This window comes from Acidovorax sp. SUPP3434 (assembly GCF_030159015.1).
Taxonomy (GTDB): domain Bacteria; phylum Pseudomonadota; class Gammaproteobacteria; order Burkholderiales; family Burkholderiaceae_C; genus Paracidovorax.
The window spans coordinates 810,938-833,177 of record NZ_BQXL01000001.1; the positions used below are offsets into that span (position 1 = coordinate 810,938).

At 70.1% G+C, this 22,240-nt stretch carries 24 protein-coding genes; 7 read left to right on the forward strand and 17 right to left on the reverse strand.

What is annotated here, in order from left to right; genetic code table 11:
• Positions 1–34 precede the first annotated feature (34 nt).
• The gene (locus AVKW3434_RS03600; protein ID WP_349816822.1) at positions 35–448 is read left to right on the forward strand and encodes a c-type cytochrome; all 414 of its coding nucleotides are present in this window, start codon (positions 35–37) and stop codon (positions 446–448) included.
• A 27-nt stretch (positions 449–475) separates the two neighbouring features.
• Here the strand turns inward: AVKW3434_RS03600 and AVKW3434_RS03605 are convergent, their stop codons facing one another.
• The 6 genes from AVKW3434_RS03605 to AVKW3434_RS03630 all read right to left on the reverse strand — a co-directional run bounded on the left by AVKW3434_RS03605 (position 476) and on the right by AVKW3434_RS03630 (position 7,729).
• On the reverse strand, positions 476–1,408 hold the full coding sequence (locus tag AVKW3434_RS03605; protein WP_284404455.1) for a CysB family HTH-type transcriptional regulator: 933 nt from the start codon (positions 1,406–1,408) through the stop codon (positions 476–478).
• A gap of 188 nt (positions 1,409–1,596) precedes the next feature.
• Entirely contained in the window at positions 1,597–2,667 is a 1,071-nt protein-coding gene (locus AVKW3434_RS03610; RefSeq protein WP_284404457.1) for a FecCD family ABC transporter permease, read from the reverse strand.
• Positions 2,664–3,662, reverse strand: coding sequence for an ABC transporter substrate-binding protein (locus AVKW3434_RS03615; protein WP_284404459.1), 999 nt, complete (start codon positions 3,660–3,662; stop codon positions 2,664–2,666). The genes AVKW3434_RS03610 and AVKW3434_RS03615 overlap by 4 nt, the downstream gene beginning before the upstream one ends.
• A complete protein-coding gene (locus AVKW3434_RS03620; protein ID WP_272569337.1) occupies positions 3,659–4,435 on the reverse strand; it encodes an ABC transporter ATP-binding protein in 777 nt (258 codons plus the stop codon). Before AVKW3434_RS03620 ends, AVKW3434_RS03615 begins: the two co-directional genes overlap by 4 nt.
• A 1-nt stretch (position 4,436) precedes the next feature.
• Positions 4,437–6,599, reverse strand: a complete 2,163-nt coding sequence (locus AVKW3434_RS03625; protein ID WP_284404462.1) for a TonB-dependent receptor — start codon at positions 6,597–6,599, stop codon at positions 4,437–4,439.
• Between the two features lie 401 nt (positions 6,600–7,000).
• The gene (locus tag AVKW3434_RS03630) at positions 7,001–7,729 is read right to left on the reverse strand and encodes a nitroreductase family protein (RefSeq protein WP_284404464.1); all 729 of its coding nucleotides are present in this window, start codon (positions 7,727–7,729) and stop codon (positions 7,001–7,003) included.
• A gap of 134 nt (positions 7,730–7,863) precedes the next feature.
• On the opposite strand from AVKW3434_RS03630, the gene AVKW3434_RS03635 reads away from it, so the two are divergent.
• Positions 7,864–8,427, forward strand: a complete 564-nt coding sequence (locus tag AVKW3434_RS03635; protein WP_272569334.1) for a TetR/AcrR family transcriptional regulator — start codon at positions 7,864–7,866, stop codon at positions 8,425–8,427.
• A 36-nt stretch (positions 8,428–8,463) separates the two neighbouring features.
• On the opposite strand, the gene AVKW3434_RS03640 is transcribed toward AVKW3434_RS03635, so the two are convergent.
• From AVKW3434_RS03640 to AVKW3434_RS03690, 11 genes are all read right to left on the reverse strand, one after another.
• Positions 8,464–8,715: a hypothetical protein gene (locus AVKW3434_RS03640; protein WP_284404467.1), complete on the reverse strand. Its 252-nt coding sequence runs from the start codon at positions 8,713–8,715 to the stop codon at positions 8,464–8,466.
• A gap of 243 nt (positions 8,716–8,958) precedes the next feature.
• The gene (locus AVKW3434_RS03645; protein WP_284404470.1) at positions 8,959–9,174 is read right to left on the reverse strand and encodes a TOBE domain-containing protein; all 216 of its coding nucleotides are present in this window, start codon (positions 9,172–9,174) and stop codon (positions 8,959–8,961) included.
• Between the two features lie 79 nt (positions 9,175–9,253).
• On the reverse strand, positions 9,254–10,075 hold the full coding sequence (locus AVKW3434_RS03650) for an ATP-binding cassette domain-containing protein (protein WP_284404472.1): 822 nt from the start codon (positions 10,073–10,075) through the stop codon (positions 9,254–9,256).
• Positions 10,076–10,079: 4 nt separating this feature from the next.
• On the reverse strand, positions 10,080–11,036 hold the full coding sequence (locus AVKW3434_RS03655) for an aliphatic sulfonate ABC transporter substrate-binding protein (protein ID WP_284404474.1): 957 nt from the start codon (positions 11,034–11,036) through the stop codon (positions 10,080–10,082).
• 159 nt (positions 11,037–11,195) lie between these two features.
• Complete coding sequence (gene ssuC, locus AVKW3434_RS03660) at positions 11,196–12,050, reverse strand: aliphatic sulfonate ABC transporter permease SsuC (protein ID WP_284404476.1); 855 nt, start codon at positions 12,048–12,050, stop codon at positions 11,196–11,198.
• Positions 12,047–12,421, reverse strand: coding sequence for a VOC family protein (locus tag AVKW3434_RS03665; protein ID WP_284399990.1), 375 nt, complete (start codon positions 12,419–12,421; stop codon positions 12,047–12,049). Before AVKW3434_RS03665 ends, ssuC begins: the two co-directional genes overlap by 4 nt.
• Before the next feature lie 15 nt (positions 12,422–12,436).
• Entirely contained in the window at positions 12,437–13,600 is a 1,164-nt protein-coding gene (gene ssuD / locus AVKW3434_RS03670; protein ID WP_284404478.1) for an FMNH2-dependent alkanesulfonate monooxygenase, read from the reverse strand.
• Positions 13,601–13,619: 19 nt separating this feature from the next.
• A complete protein-coding gene (locus AVKW3434_RS03675) occupies positions 13,620–13,805 on the reverse strand; it encodes a hypothetical protein (RefSeq protein ID WP_272569327.1) in 186 nt (61 codons plus the stop codon).
• Between the two features lie 12 nt (positions 13,806–13,817).
• A complete protein-coding gene (locus AVKW3434_RS03680) occupies positions 13,818–14,780 on the reverse strand; it encodes a sulfonate ABC transporter substrate-binding protein (RefSeq protein WP_284400002.1) in 963 nt (320 codons plus the stop codon).
• A 148-nt stretch (positions 14,781–14,928) separates the two neighbouring features.
• Positions 14,929–15,519 carry an NADPH-dependent FMN reductase gene (gene ssuE, locus AVKW3434_RS03685; protein ID WP_284404481.1) on the reverse strand — a complete coding sequence of 197 codons (591 nt, stop codon included), beginning with the start codon at positions 15,517–15,519 and terminating at the stop codon, positions 14,929–14,931.
• A 48-nt stretch (positions 15,520–15,567) separates the two neighbouring features.
• A complete protein-coding gene (locus AVKW3434_RS03690; RefSeq protein ID WP_272569324.1) occupies positions 15,568–16,590 on the reverse strand; it encodes a sulfate ABC transporter substrate-binding protein in 1,023 nt (340 codons plus the stop codon).
• Between the two features lie 143 nt (positions 16,591–16,733).
• Here AVKW3434_RS03690 and AVKW3434_RS03695 point away from each other — a divergent pair, with 143 nt between their 5' ends.
• From AVKW3434_RS03695 to AVKW3434_RS03715, 5 genes are all read left to right on the forward strand, one after another.
• Entirely contained in the window at positions 16,734–17,006 is a 273-nt protein-coding gene (locus tag AVKW3434_RS03695) for an oxidative damage protection protein (RefSeq protein ID WP_092743728.1), read from the forward strand.
• A gap of 28 nt (positions 17,007–17,034) precedes the next feature.
• A complete protein-coding gene (gene mnmC, locus AVKW3434_RS03700) occupies positions 17,035–18,999 on the forward strand; it encodes a bifunctional tRNA (5-methylaminomethyl-2-thiouridine)(34)-methyltransferase MnmC2/FAD-dependent 5-carboxymethylaminomethyl-2-thiouridine(34) oxidoreductase MnmC1 (protein WP_284404622.1) in 1,965 nt (654 codons plus the stop codon).
• 170 nt (positions 19,000–19,169) lie between these two features.
• Positions 19,170–19,973, forward strand: a complete 804-nt coding sequence (locus tag AVKW3434_RS03705) for a sulfite exporter TauE/SafE family protein (protein ID WP_284404497.1) — start codon at positions 19,170–19,172, stop codon at positions 19,971–19,973.
• A 10-nt stretch (positions 19,974–19,983) separates the two neighbouring features.
• Positions 19,984–21,822: a nitrite/sulfite reductase gene (locus tag AVKW3434_RS03710; protein ID WP_284400013.1), complete on the forward strand. Its 1,839-nt coding sequence runs from the start codon at positions 19,984–19,986 to the stop codon at positions 21,820–21,822.
• 35 nt (positions 21,823–21,857) lie between these two features.
• Positions 21,858–22,238, forward strand: a complete 381-nt coding sequence (locus AVKW3434_RS03715; protein WP_272569319.1) for a DUF934 domain-containing protein — start codon at positions 21,858–21,860, stop codon at positions 22,236–22,238.
• The last annotated feature ends 2 nt before the right edge of the window (positions 22,239–22,240 follow it).

Genomic DNA, 22,240 nt, shown 5'->3' on the forward strand with positions numbered 1-22,240 from the left:
AAGTGCGTGGGCGCGCACCGCTATGCTCGACGGCATGACCAACGCCCTTTTCCGCACCGCCATGGCCCCACGCACCCTGCCCCGTTCCGCAGGCCCGGCCACCGGGCCGCGGCTGGGCTGGCACGGGGCCGTGACGGTGCTGGCGGGCTTGTGGCTGGCGAGCGCTGCCGTCACCGGCGAGGCCGCCGAGGATCGGCACCTGGGCCAGGAGCATGGCTGCATGGCCTGCCACGGCATGGTCCGCAAGCAGGTGGGGCCGGGGTTCGCGCAGATCGCCGAGCGCTACCGCAACGACCCGCAGGCGCCGGCCCGGCTGGCCGGCAAGATCCGCAACGGCAGCGTCGGCACCTGGGGCCGCGTGATCATGCCGCGCCAGGCGCGCATCACCGAGCCCGAGGCGCGGGCCCTCGCGCTGTGGGTGTTGTCGCAGCCTGCCCCGCCGCCTTGAGCGCTGGCTGGCCCTCTTTCGCCCGGCTCAGGGCGCGGGCGCCTTCATGGCGGCTTCCACCGCCTCGCGTGTGAGGGTGGGCACGAAGCTCTCGATGAAGCGGTAGGCATAGCCGCGCATCCAGCTGCCGCGCCGCAGGCCCAGGCGGGTCAGGTTGACCTCGAAGAGGTGGCGCGCGTCCAGCATGCGCAGGTGGCGGTCGCGGTCGGGGTCCACGGCGATGGAGGCGACGATTCCCACGCCCATGCCCAGTTCCACGTAGGTCTTGATCACATCGGCATCCATGGCGGTCAGCACCACGTCAGGCGTCAGGCCCTCGCGCGAGAAGGCCTCGTCGATGTGCGCGCGGCCGGTGTAGCCCAACTCGTAGGTGATGATCGGAAAGCGCGCCAGCTGCTGCAGCGTGACGGGCTCGGCCTGGTCCAGCAGCGCATGCCCCGGCGGCACCACGATGCTGTGCGACCACCGGTAGCACGGCAACGTGGCCAGGCTGTCGTAACCGGCCAGCGCCTCGGTGGCCACGCCGATGTCGGCCTCGCCGGACAGCAGCATTTCGGCCACCTGGCGGGGCGAGCCCTGGTGCAGGTGCAGCGACACGTGGGGGTACAGCGCCCGGAAGTCGCGCACCACCTGGGGCAAGGCGTAGCGCGCCTGGGAGTGCGTGGCCGCCACGGACAGGCGCCCTTCCTGCGCGGCGCTGAAGTCCAGGCCGGCGCGCTTGAGGTTCTCGGCCTCCAGAAGCAGCCGCTCGACGATGGGCAGCAGCGTGGCGCCGGGGGGCGTGAGCCCGGTGAGGCGCTTGCCCGCGCGGGCGAAGATTTCAAGGCCCAGCTCTTCCTCCAGCTCGCGGATCTGGCGGCTCACGCCGGGTTGCGAGGTGTAGAGCATGGCGGCCACCTCGGTCAGGTTGAAGCCGCAGCGCACGGCCTCCCGCACGGAGCGCAGTTGCTGAAAGTTCATGCGCCGCCCCTTGCGGGCCAGGCGTCAGCCGATCGTGGAAGGCCTGGGGAAATGTCGGTTGCCACGGAGAGCGGTCGGATCACGGAGAACACCTTTCAGGGAAGCTGCCGCGATCTTAGGAGTCGGCCCTTCAAACCAGAAAGAATATATTTCCATGACTTAGGATCAAAAACATCTGATGATCCATGTCAGTCCGCCAGCCGACGCCGCAGCAGCGCCATCACGAACACGGCGCCGATGCCCGCCGTGACGATGCCCACCGGCAATTCCTGCGAGCCCAGCAGCGTGCGTGCCACCAGATCGCTCGCCAGCAGCAATGCGCCCCCCATCACCCCGGCCAACGGCAGGAACGCGGCATGCAGGGGCCCCGACAGCCGCCGCGCCAGATGCGGCACCATCAGGCCGACGAAGCCGATCACCCCGGCCAACGCCACGCAGCAGGCCGTCGCCACCGCGGCCACCACGAAGGCCTGCGTGCGCAGCCGCTCGGGCGCGATGCCCAGGCTGTGGGCGGTGTCGTCGCCGGCCAGCAGCGCATCCAGTGCGCGGTGGCGGCGCCAGACGAACACCATGGGCACGGCCAGCCCCAGGCATGCCAGCCACAGGTTGTCCCACCGCGCCAGCCCCAGGCCGCCGAGCGACCAGAAGACCACGGCATGCGCCGCGCGCTGGTCGCCTGCAAAGACCAGCCCGTGCGTCAGCGCGCCGAATAAAAACGACACCGCCAACCCGGCCAGCACAGTCTGCGCGGGCCCCTGCCCGCCGGCGCGCCGCACCAGCAGCAGCACGGCGCCCGCCGCCACCGCGGCCCCGGCGAACGTGGCGGCCGGCAAGGTCCAGGCGCCCAGCCATTCGCCGGTCAACGTGATGACGGCCACGGCGCCCGTGGAAGCCCCCGAGGACAGGCCGAACAGGAACGGATCGGCCAGGTCGTTGCGCGTGGTGCTTTGCAGCAGGCCGCCCACCAGGGCCAGCGTGGCGCCCACCAGCAGCGCCAGCACCACGCGCGGCAGGCGCAGGTCGCGCACGATGGCCTGCGCCATGTCACCCGCGGGCGCGCCGAACGCCCCGGCCCAGGGCCCCGCCAGCGCCGCGGCGGCCTCGCGCCACGACACGGGCGCACTGCCCGCGGTGAGCGACGCCATGACCAGCAGCGCCAGGGCCAGCGCGATCCCCCATGGCGCCGCGCGGCGCAGCGTGATCCGCAGAGGCACTGCACTGCGCCGCGCGGTGCGGGCATCCGCCCCCGGCGGCGTCATGGTGCCTGCCTCAGGGCGCGGGCCAGCTTCTCGATGGCGTCGATGTTGGCGGGCCCGGGCGTCAACTCGGCATAGCGCAGCGTGACGAAGCGGCGCTGGCGCACGGCGTCGGTCAGCCGCATGGCCGGGTGCGCCTGCAGGAGGCGATGAAGGTGTTCCGGGCCCTGGCCATTCTGGTAGTCCAGCAGGACGATGACCTGCGGGTTGCTCGCTGCGACCGTCTCCCAGGCGCTGGTGCCCCAGCTCATGGGGACATCGCCCAGCACGTTGCGCCCGCCCGCGGCCTCGATCAAAGCCGTGGGCATGGCGGCGCGGCCCGCGGTGAAGGGCTTGTCCTCGCCCGAGTCGTAGACGAACACGCGTGGCGGCTGCGGCAGCGGCGACCGGGTCGCGGCCCGGACCCGCTCGCGCCATTGCGCGATGAGCCGCCCGGCCTCGGCACGGCGGCCGAAAACGGTGCCCAGGCGCAGCAGGTCGCCGTACAGCAGGTCCATCGTGGCGCGCGGTTTGTCGCCGAGCGTGTGCGCGCAGCTTTCGGTCAGGATCAGCGTCTGGATGCCGTGCGGCGCCAGGGTGGCCGGGGTCACCTCGCCCCCGGGCTGCATGCCGTAATACCAGCCGGCGAAGAACAGGTCGGGCTTGGCGGCCAGCAGCGTTTCCAGCGTGGGGTACTTGGGAGCCAGCTCCGGAATGGCCCCCAGGCTGCGCAGGAACGCCGCATCGGTCTTGTACCAGCCGGTGATGCCCGTCACGCCCACCATGGACGACTGCAGCCCGAGCGCCATCGCCATCTCGACCATGTTCAGGTCGTGCACGACCATGCGCTTGGGTGGCGCGGCGATGCGCAGCGTGTCGCCGCAGTTGGGCACGGTGACGGGGAACCCCGGCACCGCACCCGCGCCCTGCGCCAGCGCGGGGCCCGCGCCGCACAGCACGCCGGCCACCGCCAGCGCCAGGGATCGGCCGGCCGCCCACCGCCGCAGCGCGCGCCTCATGCCGCCACCTTGCGCTCGAACGACCACAGCGTGCCGCCATGGCGCGGGTGCCGCGTGTGAACCAGTTCCATGCCGAACACGCCGGCCACGCGGTCGGCGCTCAGCGCCTCATCGGGCGGGCCGTCGGCCACCAGGGCGCCGCGGTCCAGCATCCACACCCGGTCGGCGAACGAAGGCACCAGGCCCAGCTCGTGCAGCGCGGCCACCACCGTGATGCCGAGCCCGCGTACCAGGGCCAGCAGGTCGGCACGTGCCGCGAGGTCGAGGTGGTTGGTGGGCTCGTCCAGCAGCAGCAGCGCGGGCTGCTGCGCCAGGGCGCGGGCCAGGTGCACGCGCTGGCGCTCGCCGCCCGACAGGGTGGACAGCGCCCGATGCGCCAGGGAGTCGACCGCGCAGGTGTGCAGGGCCTCGTCCACCGCCCGCGCGTGCTCCGCGCGGCCGGCATGGTGCTGGTGGGGCAGCCGCCCGAGGGCGACGTAATCGTGCACGCGGAACGCGAGGTCGGCGGTTTCGGTCTGCCCCAGCACGGCGATGTGCCGCGCACGCTCGGGCGCCGGCCAGGCGGCCAGGTCGTGCCCGAGCACGCTCACCCGGCCCTCGGTGGGCACGGCCCGCGCGCCCAGCAGCCTCAAAAGCGTGCTCTTGCCCGCGCCGTTGGGGCCGACCAGGGCCACGCATTCGCCGCGGGCCGCGCTGGCGTTCACACCGTGCAGCAGCGGGCGCCCCTGCGGGGTGCGAAAGCCCAGGCCCTCGGCCCGCAGCAGCGCCTGCATGTCACAGCGTCCAGCGCAGGGCCAGCTCGAAGCTGCGCGGCGCGCCCAGCAGGATCTGGTCCGGGTAGAACGGATCGGCCCAGGCCGCGTACACGCGGTTGGTCAGATTGCGCCCGCGCAGGGTCAGTTGCACGCCGCGGGCCACGTCCACGGCCACGGCGGCATCCAGCGCGGTGTAGGCCGCCAGCCGCACGGTGTTCGCATCGCTGTGGAACCGCTCGCCCACATGCCGCAGCGAGGCCGATACCTGCACCGGCACGCCGGCCACGAAGCGGTAGCCCACGCCGGCATTGGCCACCACGCGCGGGGCGTTGGGCGGCGTGTTGCCCGAGAGCGAGCCGCCACCGGCCAGTGCGTAGTCCTGGTAGCGCGCGCGGTTCAGCGCCAGGTTGGACCACAGACTCCAGTGCGCATCGGGCCGCAGCGCCACCGAGGCCTCGGCGCCCCGCGACTGCAAGGCCCCCGCCACGGCCAGCGACTGCCCGCCCTGCGCGGCATAGACGTTGCGGCGCTCGGTGTCGTACACCGCGAACGTCCATTCGCCGCGGTCCTGCCAGAACGACTGCTTGACCCCGGCCTCCACGTTGCGCGTGCGGGTCAGGTCCAGCGGCTGCGTGCCGCGCAGCAGGAACAGGTTGTTGGCCGCCACGTCGGCGCCGGTGGCGTACTGGCCATACATGGTGGTGCCGGCGGCTGGGGTCCAGGTCAGGCCGACGCGCCCCGTGGTCGGGTGCCAGGCCTTGTCGAACGGAAAGCCGGCGCGCGGCGCACCGGCGGCATCGGTGGAGGTGCGCGACAGCTCGATGGATTCGTGCCGCAGTCCGCCGAGCAGCATCCAGCCCGGCGCCACCGAGAACCGGTCTTCCAGCGCGAGCACCGTGTTGCGCACGCCGCTCGTCTGCCATTGGCGGGTGAGCGGGCCGTAGGTGCCGCGATCGGGGTTCACCAGGCTCACGCTGTCGCCGGGGAAGTTGGCCGCGCCGGGGCGGGTCAGGTCGAGGTCGCTGTATTCGAGCGCCGCCACCCAGCGGTTGTCGCGGCCGGCGATCTGGCCGTCCCACTGCAGCTCGGTCTTCTGGCCCACTGAGGTCTGGTCCTGGGCCACGTAGAAGCGCTCGCGGTCCACCAGGCCGGTGCCGGCGTTGAACGCGGCGATCTCGTTGTTGAACCAGGTGCGCGTGGCCGTATAGCGGTAGATCTGCGTGCGCAGCGTGAAGGCGTTGTCGATGCGCCAGTCCATGCCGGTGCGCAGCCAGGTCTCGCGCGCGTCGTTGCGGTTGTCCAGCACGTTGTAATTGGTGCGCAGCGTGCGCCGGTCGATCGCGACCGGGCCGAGCGCGCTGCCGTTGAAGCCCGACGTGTAGGTACCGGACACCACGCCGCCCTCGGGCTCGATGCCGGGCGCGGCGGCGGAGACCAGCGGCGTGCCCCAGTAGCTGCTGCCCCGGTCGCGCTTGACCTCGGCCGCCACGAAGAACTTGAGGCCGGGGCGCACATGCCAGTCCAGCCCGCCCGACAGGTGGCGGTTGTGCTGTTGGGTGCCTTGCACGGGGCCGTCGCTGTCCGAGCCGCTCAGGTCGATGCGGTAATCCAGGTCTTTCCAGGCGGTGGTGCCACCCGAGCCCAGGCGGACGCGGCGCTCGCCGAACGAGCCGGCCGCCGTCTCGACCTCGGTCTGGACCGGGCCGCGGTGCGGCGCGCGGGTGACGAAATTCACCGCTCCGCCCGAGGCGCCCTCGCCCGACATCAAGGAGGCCGCGCCTTTCAGGAATTCGATGCGCTCCAGATTGGCGGTGTCCATGACGCGCGAGGTCATGTTGGGCGGACCGATCTTGATGCCGTTGTAGAGCGTGTTGATCTGGCTGTTGGCAAAGCCGCGCATCGAAAACGCACTGGGCTCGGCCGGAAAGTCCCCAGCCGTCACGCCCACGGCCGCTTGGGCCGCTTCGGTGACGGTGCGCAACCCGCGTTCACCCAGCACTTGGCGCGAGACCACGTCGATGGACGCCGGTGTTTCGCGCACCGACAGGCCCAGGCGGGACGCGCCCTCGGCCGGCTGGTCCAGCGCGCCCGGCGTGGCTTGCTCCTTCACGACCACCGTGGGCAGCGCGGCGGTGCTGCCGCCCTCCTGGGCCATGGCGCCGGGCGCGGACAGCGCCAGCAAGGGGGTCAACCAGAGAGAAGCTGTCGGGCAGAGCGGTCGCATGATGGGATGGAAAAAGACAAGGAGCGGCCGCTGAGAGCGAGGCCGGCGTGGACGGTGGAAAAAGGCAGGCCCCGATGCGCGCGAGCCGTGCGGATGCCAAGGCCGCCGGCGGCCGGGGCAGAGCGCCACGGCGGGATCACAGGGAAAGGTGCCGCAGTTTAAAAGGGGATGAGGACGGTCGAATGTGAATTTATTTACTACTGCAACTGAGTTGCAACAGCGAATTCTAGATCCAATAACGCAACTTATGTGCGTTATTAAAAACTTCCATGCCCTGTGCCTGAACAAAGGCCGAAGGCGAGCCGCCCTCCTCCGGGCCGGCACAGTGCATGCCGGCCACGTGGCCGTCCCCCTTTCTCTCAATGGGTGACGACCGACTCTTCCAAAGGCAGGCGCCAGCGATCCTCGACGCGGGCGTCATCGGCCCGGTAGCCCAGCGCCACAACGAGGGGGATGACGGTGCCGCGCGGCAGTCCCAGCAGCTTGGCGACGGCGGACGCGGAGAAGCCCTCCATGGGGCACGAGTCGATGCCTTTCGCCGCCGCGGCCAGCAGCAGGGTCTGGGCCGCGAAGATCGCATTGCGGGCGGCCCACTGGCGGCCGCCGATGTGCCCCACCGGCAGCAGCGACAGCGTGGGGCGCACCCAGGCGGCCAGCAGCAGCCACGGCGACCACAGCACCGACGAGCCCGCGCCCAGGATCCGCTGGAACATGCCGATCTGCTTGCGGTAATAGGCCTTCGATTCCGGCCCCAGCCCGGTCGATCGTTCGACATGGTCGAGCTGCGCCTGGGCGGTCCGCCGCCCGATGGCGGGACTGGCGGCGAAGACGACGAAATCCGCGGCCGATGCCGCCGCCTTTTGCCCGTTGCAGGCCTGCGCGAGGCGGGCTTTCACGGCCGGGGTGCGAACCCAGTGCAGCTCGTACGGCTGCATGTTTCCGCTGGACGGGGCGAAGGTGGCCTCGGCGAGCAAGGCCCGAACGTCCTCTTCCGGAATCGGTGTGGGCCGGAATCGGCGGATCGCCCGGCGAAAGCGGTTGGCGGCTTGGAAGGCATCCCAGGGATGCAGCAGGTCTTGTGTTTTCATGCTTTAAATCGTAAGTTAAAGCTTTTATTTCCGAAACTCGCGTTCCCATGCCGTCCCCGCGCAAAAGCAAAACCGCCGCCGAGCCCCGCAAAATCCCGGTCCAGGCGCGCTCGCGCGCCACCGTGGATGCCATCATGCAAGCCGCGACTTACATTTTGACCAAGGTGGGCTGGGCAGGATTCACCACGAATGCCATCGCAGAGCGCGCGGGCGTGAACATCGGCTCGCTCTACCAGTTCTTTCCGAACAAGGAGGCGGTGATCGCGGAATTGCAGCGGCGCCACGCCGTCGAGACGCGCTCCGACCTGCGCAAGGCACTGCAGGTCCTGCCGGAGCAGCCCTCCCTGCGAAAGGCACTGACGGTGGTCGTCGAAATGATCGTGGAGGAGCACCGCGCCGCACCCGCCGTGCACAAAGCCATCTACGACGAACTGCCACGCACGGTGCGCGGCCTGGAAGAAGACAAACACCAGCTGCGCGGGGAATTCCTGGAGGTGATCCGGCCGCTCATGCAAAACGTGCCGGACCCGGACCTGGCGACCTACCTGGTGGGCGTGGCCGCGCATGCGGTCGTGCACACCGTGACCGCGGAGCGGCCCAAGTTGCTCGGCGACCCCCGCTTCGCCCCGGAGCTGGTCACCTTGCTGGAGAACTACCTGTGCCGCACCGCGCCTTCGCAGCGGGACGAAAACGCCTGAGACAGCCGCTTCGCTTGGCCGCGCCGGGCGTGCGCCCTACCAGCGCCGGCCCAGCGGCAGGTACCGCAGGACGCTGGCCAGGCCCTGGCGCCCGCTGGCGGCCCGCACCAGCAGCGCACTGCCCAGCGCAGAGCCGACGGTGCGCCGCAAGGGCGAGGGGCTGCGGCGCGAGGCCAGCAGCAGCGCGGCGCCCGCGCCCAGCACCAGCCAGTGCTCGCCCTGGAAGCCGGGGCGCCGGTCGTCGTACCGCTGGAGCCGCTTGAACGATTCGATGGGAGAAGGATTCATGGGAGTGCCTCGTTGGAACAGGCCTCGACGCTACCGAGGCGCCGCACGCAACGGTGTCGGAAAGTACCCGCACGGATGAAGGCGGACACGCCGGGCGCCTGTGCCGCAGCACGCCCCCCACCGAGATCGCCCCGCCATGAAAAAGGCGGCCCGCAAGCCGCCTTTCAAAACAGATGCTACTTTTTTTATAGCACGATGCCCTAGTGAATCATGTGCCGGGGCCGTTTTTGGCCCTGATTCCCTTCACAGCTTGGCGATCGACACCTCGGTGGATTTGACCAACGCCACGACGTCGGAGCCCACGGCCAGGCTCAGCTCATCGACCGAGCGCGTCGTGATGACGGAGGTGACGATGCCCCAGGGCGTCTCGACATCGACCTCGGACACGACGTCGCCGCGGACGATCTCGCGCACTTTGCCCTTGAATTGATTGCGCACGTTGATGGCTTGGATGGACATGGTTTTCTCCTTGAAAAGTCCGGGAACGGAAAACGGTGGGATCGAAAATCAGGGGAACGGAACGATGGAAGGCGTCGTTTCAGACCGCCCAGCGCAGCCCGTGCGCGGGAATGCCGGGCCAGGCCGGATCGGCCGGCGGGTCGGCGTCGGGCTTTTGCAGCACGCGGTCGAGGATGCGTTTTTCGATGGCGGCGAACGCGGCGTCGCCCTGCGAGCGAGGGCGGGCCAGGTCGATGCGCTCGTCCAGCGCGATGCGGCCGTCCTCGATCAGCACCACGCGGTCGGCCAGGGCCACGGCCTCCTGCACGTCGTGGGTGACGAGCAACGCCGTGAAGCGATGGCGCTGCCACAGCCCCTCGATGAGGCGGTGCATCTCGATGCGGGTGAGCGCATCCAGCGCGCCCAGCGGCTCATCGAGCAGCAGCAGGCGCGGCTGGTGCACCAGGGCGCGCGCCAGGGCCACGCGCTGGCGCTGCCCGCCCGACAGCCGGGCCGGCCATTCCCCCTCGCGGTCGGCCAGGCCCACCTGCACCAGCACCTCGCGGCCCCGCGCCTGCGCGGCCTTGGGCAGGCCGATCGTCACGTTGTCGAGCACCCGGCGCCAGGGCAGCAGCCGGGCTTCCTGGAACATGATGCGCGTGTCGCCGTGCAGGCCGGCCACGGCTTGGCCGTCGGTGGTGAGCGTGCCGCTGCTGGCGGCCTCCAGCCCGGCCACCAGCCGCAGCAAGGTGCTCTTGCCGCAGCCGCTGCGGCCCACGATGGCGATGAATTCGCCGGGTTCGATTTCCAGCTGCGCGTTGCGCAGCACCTCGCGCTGGCCGTAGCGCTTGGACAGGCCGCGCGCCTGCAGGCGCACGCCGCCGGCGGGGGATGCAGAAGAGGAAGGTCGGGCGTCAGACATGGGGTCAGGCTCCGGGCTTGAACAGGGGAACGGCCAGGGCATCCACCCGGCGCGGGATCAGCTTCTCGGCAAAGAAGGCATCGGCGATGCGCTGCTGCTCGGCCAGTCCTTCGGGCACCACGGGCCGCACGGAATAGCTGCGGCGGCCGTTGGCCTGCTCGATGACGGCCGCATCCAGGCCCCACACGGGCGCCAGCAGCGCGGCGGCCTCCCTGGGGTAGGCCTTGGTCCAGCGGCCGGCCTTTTCCAGTTCGGCATACAGGGTGCGCAGCACGTCGGGCCGCGCCTGGGCGAACCGGGTGCTGGCCAGGTAGTAGCGCTGGTACGACGCCAGGCCCGTGCCGTCGGCCAGCACCCGGGCGCCGGACTGCTGCCGCGCGGCCGCGAGGAACGGGTCCCACACCACCCAGGCATCGATGGCGCCGCGCTCGAAGGCGGCCCGGCCGTCGGCGGGCGTGAGGTAGGCCGGCTCGATGTCCCTGAACGACAGGCCGGCTTTTTCCAGCGCGGCGATCAGCAGGTAGTGCGCGCCCGCCGCCTTGGCGAAGCCGACCTTCTTGCCCTTGAGCTCGGCCACGGTCTTGAGCGGCGAGTCCGCCCGCACCAGGATGGCCTGGGCCGTGGGCGACGGTGCCTCCTGTGCCACGAAGGTCACGCGGGCCCCGGCGGCCTGGGCGAACACCGGCACGGTGTCGGCCACGTCGGCGCTGAAGTCCAGGTTGTCGAGGTTGAGCGCCTCCAGCAGCGGCAGGCCGCTCGTGAACTCGTGCCACACGGGCTGCACGCCCAGCGGCGCGAGCTGCCTTTCCAGCGTGCCCTGCACCTTGAGCAACGCGGTCAGTGTGGACGACTTCTGGTAGCCGATGCGCACGGTGGCGCCCGCAGGCTGCGCATTAGCCAGCCCCGCTACGGACAACCCCAACGCGGCCAGCAAGGCACGGCGATCGAAATGCAAACTCATGACGTTCCTGTACAGATAAGAGATGTCAAAAACCGGCGCGGCTCAGGGCCAGCAGACGCCGTGGAACCGGCTTTGCCGGGCCACCGGCGGCGTCCCCCTTCCCGACTCGCCGCGCGAGTCGAGAGAAGGGGGAAGGCGCGCAGCGCCTCAGGGGGTTGTTCACTGATACCCGGGGTGCCAGCGCAGCCACCAGTGCTCCAGCCCGCGGGCGAACACATCGGCCAGCTTGCCGAGCAGCGCATACAGCAGGATGCCCACCAGCACGATGTCGGTCTGCAGGAACTCGCGGGCGTTCATGGTCAGGTAGCCGATGCCGGCCTGGGCCGAAATCGTCTCGGCCACGATCAGGATCACCCACATCAGCCCCAGCGAAAAGCGCAGGCCCACCAGGATGGACGACAGTGCGCCGGGCAGGATGATTTCGCGGTACAGCTGCCAGCGCGACAGGCCGTAGGTGCGGCCCATCTCGATCAGGCCCGGGTCCACGTTGCGGATGCCGTGGAAGGTGTTCAGGTAGATCGGAAAGAACACCGACACGCTGATGAGGAACAACTTGGCCGACTCGTCGATGCCAAACCACAGGATCACCAGCGGAATGAGCGCCAGCGCCGGGATGTTGCGCACCATCTGGATGGTGGAGTCGAGCAGCGTCTCGGCCAGCCGCAGCGAGCCGGTGAGCAGCCCCAGCACCAGCCCCAGGCCGCCGCCGATCGCCAGGCCCGCCAGGGCACGGCTGGCGCTCACCTTCACATGGGTCCACAGCTCGCCCGATTCGGTGAGCGTCCACGCGGCCTTGACCACGTCCAGCGGCGCCGGCAGCACGCGGGTGGACAGCCACCCCAGGGCGGACGCCACCTGCCACAGCGCGATCAGCGCGACCGGCACCAGCCAGGGCAGCAGGCGGCGCCACACGGCGGCCGCCAGCTGCACCAGCGGCGCGGGCAAGGCGCCCGCCGGGCCTTCGGGCGACTCGGGCAGGGGCGAGACCTGCAGCTCTCGTACCGTATCGGTCATGCGTCGTACCTCGGTTCGTTGTCGGGTTCGAGGAATTCCAGCTGGTTGCCCGCCGGGTCCTTCACATAAAAGCGCAGGTAGCCGGGCAGCGCCCGGTTCTCCACCAACGGCAGCTCGGCCTGCAGCAGCCGCCCGCGCAGCTCGGGCAGGTTCTCCACCTCGAACGCCAGGTGGGACACGGCAGGCGCCGGCTGCCAGCGTTCGGTGGGCACCAGCTCGATGCGCTGCGCGCCCGCGGCAAAGCGCAGGGTGCTGCCGATGGGGTGGATCAATTCCGGCAGCCCCAGCAGCGTGCTGTAGAAGTTGCGGATCTGGCCCTCGGCGCCCGCCGGAAAGGCCAGTTGCACATGGTTGATGGAATGGATCGCCATGGTCTGCCCCGCCGCTCAGCTTTGCGACGCGCGCGGCGCGTACTGGTTGCCCACGACCTCGCCGAACGGCCCGCCGGGCGCGCCGCCCGCGAGCTTTTCCTGCAACGCCAGCGGCAGCAGCGGAAACACCAGCTCGGCAAAGCGGTACGCCTCTTCGAGGTGCGGGTAGCCCGACATGACGAAGGTGTCGATCCCCAAGGCGGCGTACTCCTTGATGCGGTCAGCCACGGTCTGCGGATCGCCCACCAGGGCCGTGCCCGCGCCGCCGCGCACCAGGCCCACGCCGGCCCACAGGTTGGGGCTGATCTCCAGGTCGGCCCGGGAGCGCTTGGCCCCGCCCGAATGCAGCGCGGCCATGCGGCGCTGCCCCTCGGAGTCCATGCGCGCGAACACGGCCTGGGCCTGCACCACGGTTTCGTCCTTCACGCGGCTGATGAGGCTCTCGGCCGCGGCCCAGGCCTCGGCATCGGTCTCGCGCACGATCACGTGCAGGCGGATGCCGAACTTCACCGTGCGGCCCAACCGCGCGGCCTTCTCGCGCACATCAGCCACTTTCTTGGCCACTTCGGCGGGTGGCTCGCCCCAGGTCAGGTAGGCCTCCACCTGTTCGGCGGCCAAGTCGTGCGCGGCGGCCGAGGAGCCGCCGAAGTACACCGGCGGATACGGCTTTTGCAGCGGCGGGAACAGCAACTTGGCGCCCTTGACCGAGAGGTGCTTGCCCTCGTAGTCGAAGGTGCCGCCGTCGTGGCTGCGCGTGAGTATCTCGCGCCAGATGCGGATGAACTCGGCCGACTGCTCGTAGCGCGCCGCATGGTCGAGGAACACGCCGTCGCCTTCCAGCTCGACCTGGTCGCCGCCCGTCACCAGGTTGATCAGCAGCCGCCCGCCCGAGAGCCGGTCGAACGTGGCCGCCATGCGCGCGGCCAGGCTGGGCTGGTGCAGGCCCGGCCGCACGGCCACCAGGAACTTGAGGCGGCGCGTCACCGCCACCAGGCTGGACGCCACCACCCACGGGTCTTCGCACGAGCGTCCGGTGGGAATGAGCACGCCTTCGTAGCCCAGGCTATCGGCCGCGACGGCCACCTGCTTCACGTAGTCGTGGCTGAGCTGGCGCGCGCCTTCAGTGGTGCCCAGGTAGCGGCTGTCGCCATGGGTGGGAATGAACCAGAACACTTGCATGCGATGACCTCGTCGTCGTTCAGTAGGAGATGGCGAAAAATGGCGCCCGCGCCACGGCCCGGCGCCGGCGCGCAGCCCGGGGTGCGGGGGCGAGCGCCAACACGCGGGCGCTTTCGCGCGGCGCCGCCAGACCCCAGGCCTGGGCGGTCACGCCCAGCACCCGGCGCACGCGCACCTGCAAAGGGGTTGGGAAAGGTGCGGACATGGGTGCGCCCTTTCAGAGCAGGTCCACCGGAGCGGCGTCCTGCAGGTTGAGCTTGCGGGGGATGAGCTTCAGGTCGAAGAAGGTGTCGGCGATCACCTGCTGCTCGGCCAGGATGTCGCGCGACACCAGCGAGGTGCCGTAGCCCGCCCGGCCCACGAACAGCTCGGTGACCGAGCGGTCCAGCCCCAGCACGGTGGACAGCTCCGCCGCGGCCTCGGCCTTGTGCGCGGCGATCCACTTGTCGATGGCGTCCACCTCCTGGATGGCGATGCGCAGCACGTCGGCGTTCCTGGCGGAATAGTCGCGCGAGGAAAAGTAATAGGCGCGGTTGTTCGCCACGCCCGTGGCATCGGCCAGCACGCGGGCCTGCAAGGTCTTTTGCGCGGAGGCGAGGAACGGGTCCCAGATCACCCAGGCGTCCACGGCGCCTTTCTCGAAGGCCGCCCGCGCATCGGGCGGCGCAAGGAAGACCGGCTGCACGTCACGGTAGTGCAGGCCGTGCTTTTCCAGCACCTTGACCAGCAGGTAGTGCACGTTCGAGCCCTTGTTGAGCGCCACGCGCAGGCCCTTCAGTTCGGCCACGCTCTGAATCGCCGAGCCCTTGGGCACGACGACCGCCTCCAGTTGCGGGCGCGGCACCGTGGCCCCCACGTACACCAGCGGCGCGCCGGCCGCCTGGGCGAAGATGGGGGGCGCTTCGCCCACGTCGCCGAAGTCGATCGAGCCGACGTTCAGTGCCTCCAACTGCACCGGGCCGGCATTGAACTCGGTCCAGGTCACCTTCACGCCCAAAGGCGCCAGGCGTTTTTCCAGCGTGCCGCGGGCCTTGAGCAGCGACAGCCAGCCCTTTTGGTGGCCCACGCGCAGGACGCGGTCGCCCTTCTGGGCAAAAGCGGGCGGCAGGCCGGCGGCCAGCACGGTGCCGAGGCCGGAAGCCACCATCCGGCGGCGCAGGGAAGAGAAATTCGAAGTCATGCGATCGGTCTTTCTGGCGAGGTCCACCGGGTGCGGGCGGCGATGCAGCGGCCTGCCCGCGGCGAGCGGGTTCTCAAAAATGGGGTAAGGCTTGGGGAGGAGCGGACGGCGGGGGCCGGCCCACAGGCCAGCGCCGCCCGGGGGCGCGTCAGACGCTACATCGCACCTGGGAGAAATGCACCGGCGCGAACCGCGTGGCCTGGGCCGGCGCGGGCCGCAGGGTTTCGGTGATGAGCACGTTCACGGCGTCGTCCAGCCGGGAGGACACGTCGTGCCCCACCTCGTAGGCGCCCTCGGGCGTGAGCGTGACCTGGGCATCGGTGGCGTAGATGCCCGGCAGGATGTGCTTGGCACCCAGCGACTGCAGCACCGGCCGCAGCGCGTAGTCCAGCGCCAGCATGTGGTGGGCGCTGCCGCCGGTGGCCAGCGGCAGCACGGTCTTGCCCTTGAGCGCCGTCTGCGGCAGCAGGTCGAGAAAGACCTTGAGCACGCCGCTGTAGGCTGCCTTGTAGACGGGCGTCGCCACCACCAGCACGCTGGCCTCGGCCACGCTGTCCACCGCGTGGGCGATGGAGCGGTGGCCCGTGTCCGCCAGCAGCAGCGCCTGGGGCGACAGGTCGCGGATGCGCAGGCGCTGCACCAGCGCACCGCGCACCGACAGGCGCTGCGACACGGTATCCAGCAGGGCGGCGGAGCGGGAACGCTCCGAGGGGCTGCCGGCGATCAGGAGGACGGACATGGAATGGGGCTTTCTAGCGCGGGCGGATTGGCAAGAGCGCCGTCGTCTTCACTTCTTGGTGTAGATCTGGTCGAAGCTGCCGCCATCGGCGAAGTGAGCCTTGTCGGCCTTCGCCCAACCGCCGAAGGCCTGGTCGATGGTCACCAGCGTGAGCTTGGGAAACTGCTTGTCGTACTTGGCCTTGGCCTTGTCGCCCGTGGGGCGGTAGAAGTTCTTGCCGGCGATGTCCTGGCCTTCGTCGGAGTACAGGTACTTGAGGTATTCCTCGGCGACGGCGCGGGTGCCCTTCTTGTCCACGTTCTTGTCCACCACCGCCACGCTGGGCTCGGCCAGGATGGACAGCGACGGCACGACGATCTCGAACTTCTCGGGACCGAACTCCTTCAGCGCCAGAAAGGCTTCGTTCTCCCAAGCCAGCAGCACGTCGCCCACGCCGCGCTGCACGAAGGTGATGGTGGAGCCGCGGGCGCCGGTATCCAGCACGGGCACGTTGCTGTACAGCTTGGCGACGAAGTCCTTGGCCTGTGCGTCGCCACCGTACTTGCGCTTGGCGAATTCCCAGGCGGCCAGGTAGTTCCAGCGGGCGCCGCCGGAGGTCTTGGGGTTGGGGGTGATCACCTGCACGCCGGGCTTGGCCAGGTCGTCCCAGTCCTTCAGGCCCTTGGGGTTGCCCTTCTTCACCAGGAACACGATGGTCGAGGTGTAGGGAGCCGAATTGTGCGGCAGGCGTTTTTGCCAATCGGCCTTGACGAGGCCGCCGTGCGTGACGAGCGCATCGATGTCGCCGCCCAGTGCCAGCGTGGCCACGTCGGCATCGATGCCGTCGATGATCGAGCGCGCCTGCTTGCCGGAGCCGCCGTGCGACTGCTTGATCGCCAGATCCTGCCCGCTCTTGGCTTTCCAGTGCTTGGCGAACGCCTGGTTGTATTCGACGTAGAGCTCCCGGGTGGGGTCGTAGGACACGTTCAGGAACTGCACCGGCTGGGCCAGCGACGGCAAAGCCGTCAGGGCCATACCGGCCAGCAGGGCGGCGGCGAGAGGAAACTTGATAAAGTCGCGGCGAACGTTCATGAGAGGCTTTCTTTTGTGGAATGCGGTCCGGTGCAAATCACCAATGCAACGCATTCTGGAAGTCCCTCTTCAAAACTGGAACTACTGAAATTTCAGTTTGAAATACCCAAAACATCTAAACCATCCTTCTAGGACCCTTCCCCATGGCACGTACCGTTCAATGCATCAAACTCGGCAAGGAAGCCGAAGGCCTCGACTTTCCCCCCTACCCCGGTGACCTGGGCAAGCGCATCTGGGAGAGCGTCAGCAAGGAAGCCTGGGCCGCCTGGCTCAAGCACCAGACGATGCTGGTGAACGAAAACCGCCTGAACCTGGCCGACGCCCGCGCCCGCCAGTACCTGGCCCGGCAGATGGAGCAGCACTTCTTCGGCGAAGGCGCCGACGCCGCCCAGGGCTACGTGCCGCCCAGCGCCTGAACCGCCGGGAATGAACCCGGCTCGGTTCCTGCCGGAGCCCATCGACTGGCTGGCGGACGGCACCCCTTACAGCCCGCGGTTCGGCGACCGTTACCACAGTGAAAACGGCGGCCTGGGCCAGGCGCGCCGCGTGTTCCTGCACGGCTGCGGCCTGCCCCAGGCCTGGGCCGGCCAGCCGCGCTGGCGCATCCTGGAGACCGGCTTCGGCCTGGGGTTGAACTTCCTCGTGACCTGGGCGGCCTGGCGCAGCGACCCCGATCGCCCTGCCCTGCTGCACTTCGCCTCGTGCGAGGCCTACCCCGTGGCCGCCGGCGACCTGCTGCGCGCCACCAGCGCCCACCCCGACCTCGCGCCCCTGGCGCAGCAGCTGCACGACCAGTTCTGGGGGCTGCTGCCGGGCGTGCACCGCCTGTCGTTCGAGCAGGGCCGCGTGCTGCTCACGCTCTATGTGGGCGATGCCCAGGCCATGCTGCGCCAGCAGATGCCGACGGCCGATTCGGTCTACCTGGACGGCTTCAGCCCGCAGCGCAACCCCGATCTCTGGAACGAACACACCCTGAAGGCCGTGGCGCGCTGCTGCCGGCGGGGCACGCGGCTGGCGACCTGGACCATCGCGCGGGCGGTGCGCGACACGCTCGCGCAGTGCGGCTTCACCGTGGCCAAGGTGCCCGGCGTGCCCCCGAAGCGCGACAACCTGCAGGCCACGTTCGATCCGGCCTGGGAACCCCGGGCGGCGCGCAACGCCCCGCCGCCGCTGGAAGTGGCGGCGGCGTCCGAATGCCTGGTGATCGGCGCGGGACTGGCCGGCGCCTCGGTGGCCGCGAGCCTGGCGCGTCGCGGGTGGAAGGTGCGGGTGCTGGACCGCGCCGAGGCGCCCGCGCGCGGCGCCTCCGGCCTGCCCGCCGGCCTGTTCGCCCCCCATGTGTCGCCCGACGACAGCGTGCTGTCGCGCCTGTCGCGCAGCGGGGTGCGCACCACGCTGCAGGCGCTGTCGGCCCTGCCGGTGGGCGAAGCCTGGAGCCCCTGCGGCGTGCTGGAGCACCGCGTGGACGGCAGCCCGGGGGTGCCGCCGACCTGGGCCGGCGGGAACGGCGGCGAATGGAGCCGCCCCGCCGACGCCGACGCGCTGCGGCAGGCCGGGCTGCCGCCCGGCACCACGGCCTGCTGGCACGCCCGCGCCGGCTGGGTGCGCCCGGCGCGGCTGGTGCAGTCCCTGCTGGACCACCCGGCCATCGCATGGCACGGCGGCGCACAGGTTGCGCGGTTGCGCCGCGTGCCGGCCGGCGAGGACGGAAAGAGCGACGGCAAGAGCGACGACACTGGGCCGGCGGGCTGGCAAGCCATCGGTGCGCAGGGCCAGGTGCTGGCCGAGGCCCCCTACGCCTTCGTGGCGGCCGGGCCCGACAGCATGCCGCTGCTGGACCACCGCTGGACCCTGCAGCCGCTGCGCGGCCAGGTGTCGTGGGCCGAAGAAGGTGAAGACACCGCGGGCTGGCCGCCCTTTCCGGTCAATGGCAACGGCAGCCTCGTGCCCCACATTCCCGGGCCGGAGGGCGCGAACGGCGCCCGGCGCTGGTACGCCGGCTCCACCTTCGAACGCCACGCCACCGAGCTTCCGCCCAGCAGCGCCGACGAGACGGCCGCCCACGCCACCAACTGGAAAAAGCTGCGCACCTTGCTGCCGGCCGTGGCGGACCAGTTGGCGCCCGCCTTCGGCCAGACCCATGCGGCCCCAACGGACCGAGTGCCCGGCAGGGAAATCCCCCCCGTTTCGGTCTGGGCCGGCCTGCGCTGCGCCTCGCCCGACCGCCTGCCGATCGCCGGCCCGGTGGACCCGCACGCCCTGCCCGGGCTGTGGGTGTGCACGGCGATGGGCGCGCGCGGAATCACGCTGGCGCCGCTGTGCGGCGAACTGGTCGCCGCCCGGCTGCATGGCGAACCCTTGCCGCTGGACGCCCGCCTGGCCCAAGCGCTGGGCACGGAACGCCTGTGAACCTGGACTGACCCGCGGGCCGGGCAGAAACGGCGCCCAACCCCTTATCGCCGTTTTCCGCCGTCCGCCCCCTGCCAACCCGCGCCAGTCTTGAGGAATATGCTTATCCGCATAACGGCCTCACAAAACAATCGTTTGTTTCCATAAAGACTCCCACTACATTCGCCCGCATGCATGATTTGGCATTCGTTTTCGCGGGCTTCGCGGTGGGCTTGATCGTCGGCCTCACCGGGGTGGGCGGCGGCTCGCTGATGACGCCGATCCTGATCTTCTTCTTCGGCGTGAAGCCGCACCTGGCCATCGGCACCGACCTGCTGTTCGCCGCCTTCACCAAGATGGGCGGCACCGTCAGCCTGGCACGCCAGCGGCTCGTGCCCTGGAAGGTGGTGGGCCTGCTGTGCGCCGGCAGCGTGCCGGCGGCGCTGCTGTCGCTGTGGGCCCTCCAGGTGATGGGTCCCAGCAGCAGCACCGCCCAGCGCATCATGACGACCACGCTGGGCGTGGCCCTGCTGCTGACCGCCGCGGCCATGCTGTACAAGGCCTTCGTGTTTTCTCCGGCCCGACAGGCGGCCGACCGGGCGGCGCGTGCCGACGCGGGCACAGACGCCGCACGGCCGCGCCACTGGAGCCTGCCGGTGCTGCTGGGCGCCGTGATCGGCACGCTGGTCACCTTCACCTCCGTGGGCGCGGGCGCCATCGGCGTGACGGTGCTGCTGATGGTGTTTCCCCTGCTGCCGTTGCCGCGCATCATCGCGGCCGACATTGCCTATGCCGTGCCGCTGACCCTGGTGGCCGGCCTGGGGCATGCGTCGCTCGGCTCCGTGGACTGGCCGCTTCTGGTCCAATTGCTGGCGGGATCGCTGCCAGGCATCTGGCTGGGCTCGCGCCTCGTATCCCGCGCGCCGGAGCGGTTGATCCGCTCGGCCCTTTCCGTGCTGCTCGCCTGGGCGGGCGCCAAACTGGTTTTGATCTGAGTGACCCACGATGTACCAATACACAGACTTCGACCGCGAATTCATCCGCCTGCGCGCTGAGCAGTACCGCGACCAACTCGAACGCTTCCAGGCCGGCAAGCTTTCGGGCGACGAATTCAAGCCCCTGCGCCTGCAAAACGGCTGGTACGTGCAGCGCTACGCGCCCATGCTGCGCGTGGCCGTGCCCTACGGCGAGCTGTCCAGCACCCAGCTGCGCGTGCTGGCCAAGGTGGCCCGCGAGTACGACCAGCCCGATGCCGCCCTGCTGGCCGAGGCCCAGGCCACGCAGGAAAAGCTGGGCGACATCCCCCTGCACGACGGCCGGCGCATCGGCACGCAGCTGAAGTACGGCTACGGCCACTTCACCACGCGCACCAACGTGCAGTACAACTGGATTCCGCTGGACAAGAGTGCCGATGTGATGGACCTGCTGGCCTCCGTGCAGCTGCACGGCATCCAGACCAGCGGCAACTGCATCCGCAACATCACCAGCGACGCGCTGGCCGGCATCGCCGCCGATGAGATCGCCGACCCGCGCCCGTTCTGCGAAATCCTGCGCCAGTGGAGCACGCTGCACCCCGAGTTCGCCTTCCTGCCGCGCAAGTTCAAGATCTCACTCAACGGCGCCCTGGAAGACCGTGCCGCCCTCGGCTGGTACGACGTGGGACTGCAACTGCACAAGAACGATGCCGGCGAGCTGGGCTTTCGCGTGCGCGCCGGTGGCGGCATGGGCCGCACCCCCGTCATCAGCCCGGTGCTGCGCGAGTTCCTGCCCTGGAACCAGCTCATGAACTACCTGGAAGCCGTGATCCGCGTCTACAACCGTTACGGCCGCCGCGACAACGCCTGGAAGGCGCGCATCAAGATCCTCGTCAAGTCCGAAGGACAGACCTACATCGACCAGGTCGAGGAGGAGTTCCGCCAGATCGTGGAGATCGAAGGCGGCCCGCACACCATCACCCAGGCCGAGCTGGACCGCGTGACCGCCTCGTTCCGCGAACCCGAGCTGGACCTGCGCCCGGCCGACGCCGAAGCCGAGACCGTGGCCCTGCTGCGCACCGCCGCCGAGAACGACCAGGACTTCGGCCGCTGGCTCACGCGCAACGTGATGCCGCACCGCCATCCGCAGCTGCGCGCCGTGGTGCTGTCGTTCAAGCGCCTGGGCTACGCGCCCGGCGACGCCACCGCCGAGCAGATGGAAGCCGCCGCCGACCTGGCCGACCGCTTCTCGGGCGGCGAGGCGCGTGTGACGCACGAGCAGAACCTGCTGCTGCCCTGGGTGCGCCGCGACCAGTTGCCCGAGCTGTACAAGGCCGCCAAGGCGCTGGGCCTGGCCAAGCCCAACATCGGCCTGCTGACCGACATGATCGCCTGCCCCGGCGGCGACTTCTGCTCGCTGGCCAATGCCCGCTCGCTGCCCATCGCCGAAGCCATCACCGAGCGCTACCAGGACCTGGACGAGCTGTGGGACCTGGGCGAGATCGACCTGCACATCAGCGGCTGCATCAACAGCTGCGGCCACCACCACAGCGGCCACATCGGCATCCTGGGCGTCGACAAGGATGGCAAGGAGTGGTACCAGATCACGCTGGGCGGCGCCGACGGCACGAACCTGTCGGGCCCGGCCATTCCCGGCAAGATCATCGGCCCGTCGTTCAGCGCCAGCGAAGTGCCCGGCGTGATCGAGGCGCTGCTGGCCACCTACCGCACCGAGCGCCTGCCCGTGGTGGACGCCGCCCACGGCCCCCGGCACGAGAACTTCATCGACACCGTGCGCCGCGTGGGCATCGAGCCGTTCAAGGCTGCCGCCAACGCCGCGCGCCACCCGGCCGAAGTCCTCTCCGCCTGACATCCGCCGCCGTCCTCAAGCCCCATCGAATCACTATGAAAATAATAGCTGCCAGCGCACACAGCACCAGTGCAGAAGGCCAAAAAGTCCTTGAACTGGCCAACGACGCCGACCCGCTCGCGCAAGACCTTGCAGGCATCGAGCGCATCGACCTGCACTTTCCGAAATTCACCGACGGCCGCGCATTCAGCCAGGCCCGCCTGCTGCGCCAGCGCCTGAAGTTCGCGGGCGAGATCCGCGCCACGGGCGAGGTGCTCATCGACCAGTTGGTGCAGATGGCCCGCTGCGGCTTCGACGTGGCCGTGCTGCGCGAGGGCGTGGACATGGCCGACGCGCAGCGCCAGCTGGACCGCTTCCACGCCTTCTACCAGGGCGACGTGACGCACCCGCTGCCGCATTTCCGCGACGCAGCCTGACG